The following is a 9,095-nucleotide window of genomic DNA, read 5'->3' as shown; positions in this document are numbered from 1 at the left end:
AGCCCCCCCCGCCGCCGGGGGCGCGCCGCCCGCCCCCCCCCCCCGACTATGGGGGTGGTGGGCGATACTGGGTTCGAACCAGTGACCTCTTCGGTGTGAACGAAGCGCTCTCCCACTGAGCTAATCGCCCGGGTTGTTCTCTTCGGGGTCTCCCCGGCGGAACGACCTGAACAATACAGGTCGCGACGGGTTTGGTTCAAACCGCATTTCCGCCGGAAGGCCCGGAGGCCGGACCGGGCGGCGCCCCGGCCGGACCGGCGGGCCGCGCGGCGAGGAGTGCCCGCAGCCCCCGCAGCCCGGAGCGCATCATCAGGGCGTGGTTGGCCCGGAAGACGGGACGGCCGGGGAGCGCGAGCCGGCGCAGCAGCGGCTTGCGGGCCACCACCTCCTGTTCGAAGAGGGCGCGGGTGCCGGTCCCCTGGGGCAGCACCGTCCAGCGCGCCCATCCCTCCAGATCGCCCGCGAAGCCGATCTCCAGCACGCCGTCCACCGGGTCCTGGCGCGCCTCGCTGACGATCAGCCGCAGGTCGTACGGGACGAGGGAGCGGAAGCGGGCGGCGCCGCTGCGCTCGTCGATCCGCCGGACCTCACGGACCTGGGGCCACCACCGCGGATAGTCGTCGCCGTTCGCCAGCACCGCGAAGACGGCGGCGGGCGGAGCGTCGAGGTCCCATCGGCTGCGGAAGCGGTAATGGCACCAGTCCATGCCCTCAAGTGTGGTCCGGCCGTGACGGTGTGGCTAGCCCGGCAGCTTGTCGCCGACGAGCGCGAGGTTCTGGATCGCGGCGAGGCCGTACTGCGCGGTGGCGTTGGTGCTCACCCAGGCCGCCTCGACACCGGGCTCCAGCACGTCCGGGCCCTCCACCTGCACCGACTTCCAGCTGATGGTGGCGTCCGGGTAGCCGTCGCCCTCGTGGTACTCGGTGAACTTCTGCCAGGCACGGGCGGCCAGCTTGTCGTCCTTCAGCTGGACGGCGGCGTAGGCGTCGAGCCGGGAGTGGCCCTGGACCAGGATCAGCGAGCCGAAGTCGGTGCCGTAGCGGGCCTTCTGCTCGGCCTTGGTGGCGTTGAAGTAGCGGCAGTAGTCCAGCCACGTCTCCTTGAACTTCGGCAGGTCGATGAGGTCGATCACCTCGGCGCAGACCTCGACCAGGCCGAAGACCGCGGACAGATGGGAGACGCTGACCCTGGGCCGGTCGGCGATGGCGTACTTGCCGGTGTCGAGGTCGTACAGCCCGCTGCCCTGGACGAAGCCGTTGGGCTGGGCGGCGATGGTCTCCATGGTGGAGCGCAGCCGCGCCTCGGCCTTCTCCGCCTTCGGGCCGCGCCGCTCCCATTCGGTGAGCCAGGCCCCGGCGAGGCCGCTCCAGTCGGTGCCGAAGCCGATGTCCAGGGCGTGCGGATCGGGCTCGTAGTCGGGGTCGTCGCGGACCTTGCGCTGTGGATCGAGGACGAGGAAGGTCTCGTCGGAGTCGACGAGGGCGTGCATGATGTCGCCGATCCGCTCGTCCGCGGTGAGGAAGTAGTAGTAGCGGCGGTACAGGGCGGTGGAGATGCGCTGCTGTTTGGCGCTGTCGGCGAAGTGCTGGACGCCGTGGCGGGTGCCGAGGCCGGCCCATTTGCCGAGGTGGTAGGCGTCGACCTCGCCGGTGTGCCGGGTCATGGATTCGGCGAAGCGGAAGATGTCGGAGCGGCCGGAGCGCAGATAGGCCAGCCACAGCCACAGGTCGGGCGAGAGCTCGGAGTTGTCCCAGGCGTAGCCGCCGACGTCGTACCGCCACTGGTGCCGGTCTCCGTCGTAGGTGTGCATGATGTCGCCGTAGTCCCAGAAGCCGTACCAACGGCGCTGTTCGACCTGGCCCTTGTGGTAGTCGAAGAGGAAGTCCAGCCGGTCCTCGACCTTCGCCTTGGCGGGGGTGGAGCGGTCGACGGGGGCGAAGAGGCCGCCGAAGACCTTGGCGCGGACCAGGTCGGCGGGGCCGGCGGCCAGTTGGGGCGGGGTGCGCACGGCGGCGGTCTGCCGGACGAGGGTGTCGGCGTCGGGGGTGGCCGCGTTGGCCCAGAAGGTGAGTTCGCTGGTGCGGGCGATGCCGTACGGGGTGCCGAAACCGGGCTCGTAGTCTTCGTAGGTGATCTCGAGGCCCTCGAGCTGTTCTGGGTAGGTGTCCTGGCCCATGCCGTCGTGGTAGAAGCGCAGGTCCATGGGCTGGGCCTCGGGCGACCAGAGCCACAGGGTGACCTCGGCCTCGTCCCCGGCGGCGCCGCGGATGTCCAGCTGGGCGGGGAACTTCTCCCAGAAGTCGCGCAGTCCGAAGGAGAGTCCGCCGCTGACGCCGCCGACGTAGCCGAAGCCGCTCGCCCGGCCGCCGCCGCCCGCCGCGATCCAGCCGTGGCCGGGCTTGGTGCGCTTGCGCAGGGTGAAGCCGTCGGCGGAGAGCTGGGAGAGGGTGTAGTCGCCCCAGGTGGGGATGAGGTGCAGCCGCGAGGTGGCGCGCTGGTCCCAGCCGGCCGGGTCGGGCAGCTTCTCGCCCTTGATCTGGGCGGTGCGGACACCGGCCCCGGGATCGCGGCGCAGCCCGGTGACGCCCTTGACGGCCTCGGTGAGGAATCCCTTGCCCTCGCCCGCGATGCGGATGTGGCGGTCGTACGCCTCGTCGCGCATCGGCACGGAGAAGCGGACGCCGAGGCCCCGGATGAAGTCTTTGTTCTGGTCGCCGTCGAACGTGATCGTGTGCACCATACGGAACGACTCGGCGCCCGCGTAGAAGTAGAGCCGGACGCTGAAGGGGAGCCAGCCGCGGCGGCCCTTACGGTGCTTGCCGTCGATGCGGACCACGGCGCGGACGGGGCCCTTCTGCTCGACCCTCGCCCCGCTGATCTCGCCGTCGAACCGCTCCCACTCGGCGCGGCCGTGGTCGCCGTCGTCCGCGTCGCCCTGGCGGAGCAGGACCAGCCGGCCGTCGCGGGCGATCTCGGTGGAGCCTCGGGTGACGGAGCGCACGAGCTGCTTGCCGTCCTTACCGATGACGGCCTTGATGACCCCGGTGTCGACGGTGATCCTGCCTCCGCTCTCGGAGACGGTGACCCTCTTGGCGGGTGCGGCGGGCGTGCCGGTGGTGAGCCGGTAGGCGCTGCCGGTGAGGCCCTCCCCCGCCGCGTGGGCGGTCCACTTCAGCGAGCCGTCGGGCCAGTAGGCGGTGGCCCAGGTCTGCAGGGGCACATGTGTGCCGTCGGCGGTGGTCAGCGCGAACGTACGGTCGCCGGGGTGGGCGCCCTTGGGCCAGGGGACGCCGAAGGTGGAGCCCGCGGCCGCGCCCAGGCCGCCGTCCTCCAGCCAGGTGATGTCCACGGGCTCGTCGGCGGCCTTCTCGGCGGGGCTGTCGGCGGCGGCCTTCGGGGCGTTGTGGGCGAGCAGCCAGGAGAACGGCACGGCGGCGCCGGTGGCGGCCGCGGCCTTGAGGAGGTTGCGTCGGGGGATCGGAGGCATGTCCGGTTCACCTTTCGTACGGGGGCAGGTGCATGACATGAACGCGCGCGGAGGAGGCGCCGGGCCGGGCGGCGCCTGGGGAGGAGCGATGTCTGGTCAGGCGGCGCTGCCTGGTCAGACGCGGGCGCGGCGCTCCACCGCGACCGCACAGCCCGCGAGGGCGCCCGAGGCCGGGGCGATCAGCGGCAGCATCTGCCAGGCGGCGACGGCGAGTACGGCGAGCCCGCCGATGAGCAGCAGCGATCCGCCGGGGTCGACGGTCAGCCCCTGGCGTGCGGCGGTACGGGCGGCGTCCGGCCATGCGGTCCCGGGCCGCCGTAAGGCCGCCGTCCGCAGCCCGAGGACGACCACCGCGAGCAGGCCCACCACGCTCACGGCGATCAGCGCGGGCCCACCCGGCAGGGCCCCGGAGCGGGCCACCCGCAGATCGAAGCCGAGCAGCGCGAGCGCCGCCCACCACAGCAGGGAGAACCGCCAGCCGCTCCGGGTCGCCTCCCGCAGCCCGGCCAGGAAGTCCCGCCAGGTGGACCGTTCACCGTCCAGATGGCGGCCCAGGTGCGCACAACCGGCGGCGAACGCGGGCAGCAGGGTGATCACCGGCAGGGCGGCGAGCACCACCCAGACGCCGGTCAGCAGGCATTCGGCGAACAGCGCGAAGCGCAGCCGGCCGTGCGCAGTGGGTCTTACGGCGGCTTCTCCCCCGGCTTCCGGCCCGGCGGCTCCCATGGTCTTTCCCATGACGGCCTCAGCCCTTCAGCCCGGAAGTCGCCGCGCCCTCGACCAGATAGCGCTGGAAGGCCAGGAAGAACAGCAGCACCGGCAGCAGGGCGACCATCGACATGGCGACCATGCCGCCGTAGTCGGCGACGGAGTCCTGGTCGATGAAGAGCTTCAGGCCCAGCGAGACGGTGTACTTGTCCGGTTCGTTGAGGTAGAGCAGCGGCCCGATGAAGTCGTTCCAGGACCAGATGAAGGTGAAGATCGCGCTGGTGATCAGGGCCGGGCGGCACAGCGGCAGCACGATGTTCCAGTAGATGCGCAGATGGCCACAGCCGTCCAGCCGGGCCGCCTCGTCCAGCTCCCGGGGCAGTCCGCGCATGAACTGCACCATCAGGAAGACGAAGAAGGCGTCCGCCGCCAGATACTTGCCGAGCAGCAACGGCACATATGTGTTGATCAGGTCCAGCTTCTGGAACAGGATGTACTGCGGAATGATCAATACCTGGAACGGCAGCAGCAGGGTGGAGATCATGAGCGTGAACAGCGCGTTGCGCCCCGCGAAGCGGATCCGGGCGAAGGCGTAAGCGGCCAGCGAGCAGGAGAACAGCACGCCGATCACCGAACCGACCGCCAGCAGCAGCGAGTTGGTGAAGAAGGTCGAGATCGGCACGTCCGCGATGCCGTCGCTGAGCCGGCGGTAGTTGTCGGTGATCGGATCGGTGGGCAGCAGCTGGAGGCTGCCGACGATCTGGTCACCCGGCTTGAACGAGCCGCCGATCACCCACACCACGGGGTACAGGATCACCGCCAGCACGGCGAGCGCCCCCACATGCCACACGACGGACCGTGCACGGCGCCCGACCGCCACAGAAGCACTCACGCCTCCTCCCGCTCAGTCCCGGCGCGCTTCCATGCGCGGGCTTCCTTCGTCACTGCTCGCTCCTTCGTCGCTGCGCGTCTCGTCTTACCAGCCCGCGCAGCGCCCCGGGACACGCTCACTTGGCATCCTCCTCGTAGTGCACCCAGCCGCGCTGGGTCTTGAACAGCACGGCGGTCACCAGGCCGATGCCGAGCATCAGCATCCAGGCCATCGCGGCGGCGTAGCCCATGCGCAGATTGCGGAAGCCCTGCTCGTAGAGGTACCAGCCGTAGACCAGCAGGGAGTCGCCCGGTCCGCCGGTGTTGGTGCCCGACCCGGCGATCACCACCGCCGAGGTGAAGACCTGGAACGAGTGGATGAGCTCCAGCAGGAGGTTGAAGAAGAGCACCGGCGAGATCATCGGCAGGGTGATGGACCGGAACCGCCGCCAGCGGCCGGCCCCGTCCATCTCGGCGGCCTCGTACAGCTCGCCCGGCACCTGCTTCAGCCCGGCCAGGAAGATCACCATCGGGGCGCCGAACTGCCAGACGGTCAGGGTGATGAGGGTGGGCAGCGCCCAGTCCGGGTCGCCGATCCAGCCGCCGACGTCCCACCCGAAAAGACTCATCGACTTGTCGACGATCGCGTCGTCGTTGAAGATCGCCCGCCAGACGACGCCGATGCTCACACTGGCGCCGATGAGCGAGGGGGCGTAGAACGCCGAGCGGTAGAAGCCCTGGCCCTTACGGGGCTTGACCAGCAGCAGCGCCACGGCGAGCGCCGCCGCCAGCTTCAACGGGGTGCCGATCAGTACGTACTTCAGCGTCACCTGGACCGAGGTCCACCAGCGGTCGTCCTCGAAGAGGTCCTGGAAGTTCTTGAACCCGATCCACCGGGGCGAGTCGAAGAGGTTGTAGTCGGTGAACGCCAGATAGAGCGAGACGAGCATCGGGCCGAGGGTGAGCAGCAAGATCCCGACGCACCAGGGCGTCAGGAAGAGATAGCCCGCGAGGGTCTCCCGGCGGCCCTGCCGCCGCCCCGCCGCCGGGGCGGGGCGGGCGCCGGGGGCGGCCTTCTCGGGGGTCGTCCCGCCGGGAGGCCGCACTCCGTCCGCCGCACGCGTCGTGGTCGGTGTCACGGAAGCTCTCCTCACGAGTCGAGCGCGGACTCGGCCTCGCTGAAGAACTGGTCGACCGCCTTGCCCATCGAGGTCTGCCCCAGCGCGACCTGGGTGTAGATCCTCAGAAAGGCGGCCTCGGCGACATCGGCGCCGGCCGGATGCGGCGTGATCGGCTCCAGCTTGGCGCTCACGCTCTTCTCATACGCGGCGATCTTGGCGTCGACGCCCTGGGGCTTGTAGGCGTCGTACTGGGCGGTGGTCGCCGGGATGCCGCGGTTGTAGCCCATGATCTTGCCCACCTCGGGGTCATGGGTCATGAAGTCGATGAACTGGGCGACTTCCTTGGGGTGCTGGGTGCGGGCGGAGCCGCTGAGCATCAGCGAGGAGAGGTACTGGGCGGTGCGCTTGCCGTCCGTGGTCGGGATGGGTCCGAGGTCGAGGGTGGTCTTGGTCTCGGCGGCGAAACGGACCAGGAAGTTGTCCCAGGTGAACTCGGAGGCCGACAGATCGGCGCTGATCGACGCCTTGGGCTTGGCCTGCTCGGACTTCTTGCCCGGCACCAACTCGTCGGCCTTGGCGTGCTGCTGCCAGCGGCCCCACCACTCGGTGAGGTCGTCCTTGGTGAAGCCGAGCTTGTCGTCCTTGGTGAAGAACGCCTTGCCGTTCTGCCGCAGATACAGGTCGTAGAGGTACATCACGTTGGCGTTGTCGCTGGCGCCGTAGAGCGTGCCGTCGCTCTTGCGCACCTTCTTGGCGGCCGCGAAGAAGTCGTCCCAGGTCCATCCGTCCTTGACGGTCGCCCCGGCCTTCCGATACGCGTCCGGGTTGTAGAAGAACGCGAAGGTATTGGCGCCGACCGGCACTCCGAGGAGCTTGCCGTCGATATCCCCGGCTTTCTCCAGTCCGTCGCGGAATCCCTTGAGGCTGAGATTTCCGGCGTCGGCCTGACCGTTCAGATCCAGCAGAAGGTTCTTGTCGCCGTATTTGCGCAGGAAGGCGTAGGAGTTCTGGAAGACGTCCGGGGCGTTTCCGCCCGCGGCCTGGGTATTGAACTTGCTCCAGAAGTCGGTGTATTCGGAGAAGTCCGTCTTGACCTTGATGTTCGGGTGTTCCTTCTCGAAGAGCCTGACCGTCTTCTGGATCAGCTCCGCGCGGTCCTTGGCGCCCCACCACGAGTAGCGGATGGTCACCTTGCCGTCCCCGGAACCGCTTCCCCCGCCGCAGCCGGTGGCCAGCAGCCCCAGCGCGGCCACCACGGCCGCGGCCGCCCGGACCCCTCTCGCCCTCGCCGCCCATCGCCCAGCACCCATGACACGCCCCTCCCGGGCAGGTCGTCCGACTGCCCCCGCTAGTTTGAAACGTTTTAGGCAAGCGCTTGCCGGGACAAGTTAGGGACCAATGAGGCGTACGTCAACGGTTCGGACAGGATCACTCAGGATCGAGGTGAAGCGCTTCGACGAAAGCGCTTGGGAGGGCCCTGCCGACCACCCGGCACCGAACACCTTCGGACATGCGACAACGCCGAGGGCCCGGAAGGCAGATGCCTTCCGGGCCCTCGGTTCAGGGTGGGCGATACTGGGTTCGAACCAGTGACCTCTTCGGTGTGAACGAAGCGCTCTCCCACTGAGCTAATCGCCCTGGCGCACGCCCAACATTAGCGCATGCCGGACCGTGCTCATGACCAGTCCTACGACGCCGGGCCGCTCACTGCTCGATCTTCCACGGCATCACGACACCGAACTTCCACACATAGGCAGACACCGCCACGGCGCAGATCACCACCGCGATCGTGGTCAGTATGAGATTGCGCCTGCGCACCCTCGGGTCCAGGGCACGGTGTGCCGCCTCGGTGACCTTGCGCTTGGTCCAGGCCAGCACCAGCTGGGCCCAGACGAACTCGGTCGCCCAGATCGCCATTCCGGCGAAGATCACCAACCATCCCGGGCCGGGCAGGGGCAGCAGGATGACACCCAGACCCACGACCGCGAGACCGACGATGAACACGCCGACCTGCCAGCTCAGGTGGAGCGGGCGGGACCGCTTGATGAACCGCGGCGCCCGGGAGCCCCATACCGGCTCCTTCTTCGGGTCATCGCCCCCCGTCGCGACCTGGGGCCCCGCTTCGCCGGCCCCGCGTCGCTCGTCACTCTCCGCATTCATGTGACCCAACTTACCTGATCGTTTGAAGTCACCGGAACGGCGGTCGTGGCCGGTCCGGAGCTGGGCCGCATGAGCTACCAGAAGAGCCGCAAAACGGTCAGAGGGGTTTACAACGGCACCGTAGGTGGCATGTCGATTTCGCCGACGTGCGAATCCCCGAGCGCACACTGAGCGAAAGGCCCTGGCGCTTATGAACACCACGGTCAGCTGCGAGCTGCACCTGCGCCTCGTTGTGTCGAGCGAATCCTCACTGCCTGTACCGGCGGGCCTGCGGTATGACACGGCCGACCCTTACGCCGTGCACGCCACCTTCCACACCGGAGCCGAAGAGACGGTCGAATGGGTGTTCGCCCGCGATCTTCTCGCCGAGGGTCTGCACCGGCCCACCGGCACCGGCGACGTCCGGGTGTGGCCGTCCCGCAGCCACGGCCAGGGAGTCGTCTGCATCGCCCTGAGCTCCCCGGAGGGGGAGGCACTGCTCGAAGCCCCGGCGCGGGCCCTGGAGTCGTTCCTGAAGCGAACCGACGCCGCGGTGCCACCCGGTACCGAACACCGCCATTTCGACCTCGACACAGAGCTCTCCCACATCCTGGCGGAGAGCTGAGACCCGGCGAGAGCTGAGCGCTCGGCCGTCCGACTCGGGGAGACGGCACGAGCCGGGGCGCGACCGCATCACGTACCGACGATCCCGAACCATGGCATTCCCGACAACGGCAGAGGCAGGCGAGGCGGGCGGGGCCCCCGGCGGG

8 protein-coding genes and 2 tRNA genes are annotated in these 9,095 nt (G+C 69.2%); 1 reads left to right on the top strand and 9 read right to left on the bottom strand.

Annotation, left to right across the window (positions count from 1 at the left end; translation table 11 throughout):
* Positions 1-55: 55 nt before the first annotated feature.
* From ACFXB5_RS08835 to ACFXB5_RS08795, 9 genes are all read right to left on the bottom strand, one after another.
* A tRNA-Val gene (locus tag ACFXB5_RS08835) sits at positions 56-130 on the bottom strand.
* Between the two features lie 66 nt (positions 131-196).
* Positions 197-706 carry an SRPBCC family protein gene (locus ACFXB5_RS08830; RefSeq protein ID WP_385204222.1) on the bottom strand — a complete coding sequence of 170 codons (510 nt, stop codon included), beginning with the start codon at positions 704-706 and terminating at the stop codon, positions 197-199.
* Positions 707-739: 33 nt separating this feature from the next.
* Positions 740-3,487 (bottom strand): Tat pathway signal sequence domain protein, encoded by a 2,748-nt coding sequence (locus ACFXB5_RS08825; RefSeq protein WP_385204219.1) that lies wholly within the window; start codon positions 3,485-3,487, stop codon positions 740-742.
* A 114-nt stretch (positions 3,488-3,601) separates the two neighbouring features.
* A complete protein-coding gene (locus tag ACFXB5_RS08820) occupies positions 3,602-4,225 on the bottom strand; it encodes a hypothetical protein (protein ID WP_385204217.1) in 624 nt (207 codons plus the stop codon).
* A 7-nt stretch (positions 4,226-4,232) separates the two neighbouring features.
* Positions 4,233-5,087 carry a carbohydrate ABC transporter permease gene (locus ACFXB5_RS08815; protein ID WP_385204214.1) on the bottom strand — a complete coding sequence of 285 codons (855 nt, stop codon included), beginning with the start codon at positions 5,085-5,087 and terminating at the stop codon, positions 4,233-4,235.
* Between the two features lie 115 nt (positions 5,088-5,202).
* A complete protein-coding gene (locus ACFXB5_RS08810) occupies positions 5,203-6,204 on the bottom strand; it encodes a carbohydrate ABC transporter permease (RefSeq protein ID WP_385204211.1) in 1,002 nt (333 codons plus the stop codon).
* 11 nt (positions 6,205-6,215) lie between these two features.
* Positions 6,216-7,496, bottom strand: a complete 1,281-nt coding sequence (locus ACFXB5_RS08805) for an ABC transporter substrate-binding protein (RefSeq protein ID WP_385204208.1) — start codon at positions 7,494-7,496, stop codon at positions 6,216-6,218.
* 256 nt (positions 7,497-7,752) lie between these two features.
* Positions 7,753-7,824 (bottom strand) — tRNA-Val (locus ACFXB5_RS08800).
* A gap of 66 nt (positions 7,825-7,890) precedes the next feature.
* Positions 7,891-8,346 carry a TIGR02611 family protein gene (locus tag ACFXB5_RS08795; protein ID WP_385204205.1) on the bottom strand — a complete coding sequence of 152 codons (456 nt, stop codon included), beginning with the start codon at positions 8,344-8,346 and terminating at the stop codon, positions 7,891-7,893.
* Between the two features lie 190 nt (positions 8,347-8,536).
* On the opposite strand from ACFXB5_RS08795, the gene ACFXB5_RS08790 reads away from it, so the two are divergent.
* Positions 8,537-8,950, top strand: a complete 414-nt coding sequence (locus ACFXB5_RS08790) for an SsgA family sporulation/cell division regulator (protein WP_003959770.1) — start codon at positions 8,537-8,539, stop codon at positions 8,948-8,950.
* Positions 8,951-9,095: the final 145 nt, after the last annotated feature.

Source organism: Streptomyces sp. NPDC059455 (assembly GCF_042750115.1).
GTDB classification, from domain to species: Bacteria; Actinomycetota; Actinomycetes; order Streptomycetales; family Streptomycetaceae; genus Streptomyces; species Streptomyces endocoffeicus.
The sequence above is the reverse complement of the archived record's forward strand: the minus strand, read 5'-3'. Positions and strand labels throughout refer to the sequence as shown.

What these genes read in the sequence shown, in the direction of transcription:
- ACFXB5_RS08830 (WP_385204222.1), bottom strand. Translation starts at nt 706, where the DNA reads ATGGACTGGTGCCATTACCGCTTCCGCAGCCGATGGGACCTCGACGCT.
- ACFXB5_RS08825 (WP_385204219.1), bottom strand. Translation starts at nt 3,487, where the DNA reads ATGCCTCCGATCCCCCGACGCAACCTCCTCAAGGCCGCGGCCGCCACC.
- ACFXB5_RS08820 (WP_385204217.1), bottom strand. Translation starts at nt 4,225, where the DNA reads ATGGGAAAGACCATGGGAGCCGCCGGGCCGGAAGCCGGGGGAGAAGCC.
- ACFXB5_RS08805 (WP_385204208.1), bottom strand. Translation starts at nt 7,496, where the DNA reads ATGGGTGCTGGGCGATGGGCGGCGAGGGCGAGAGGGGTCCGGGCGGCC.
- ACFXB5_RS08795 (WP_385204205.1), bottom strand. Translation starts at nt 8,346, where the DNA reads ATGAATGCGGAGAGTGACGAGCGACGCGGGGCCGGCGAAGCGGGGCCC.
- ACFXB5_RS08790 (WP_003959770.1), top strand. Translation starts at nt 8,537, where the DNA reads ATGAACACCACGGTCAGCTGCGAGCTGCACCTGCGCCTCGTTGTGTCG.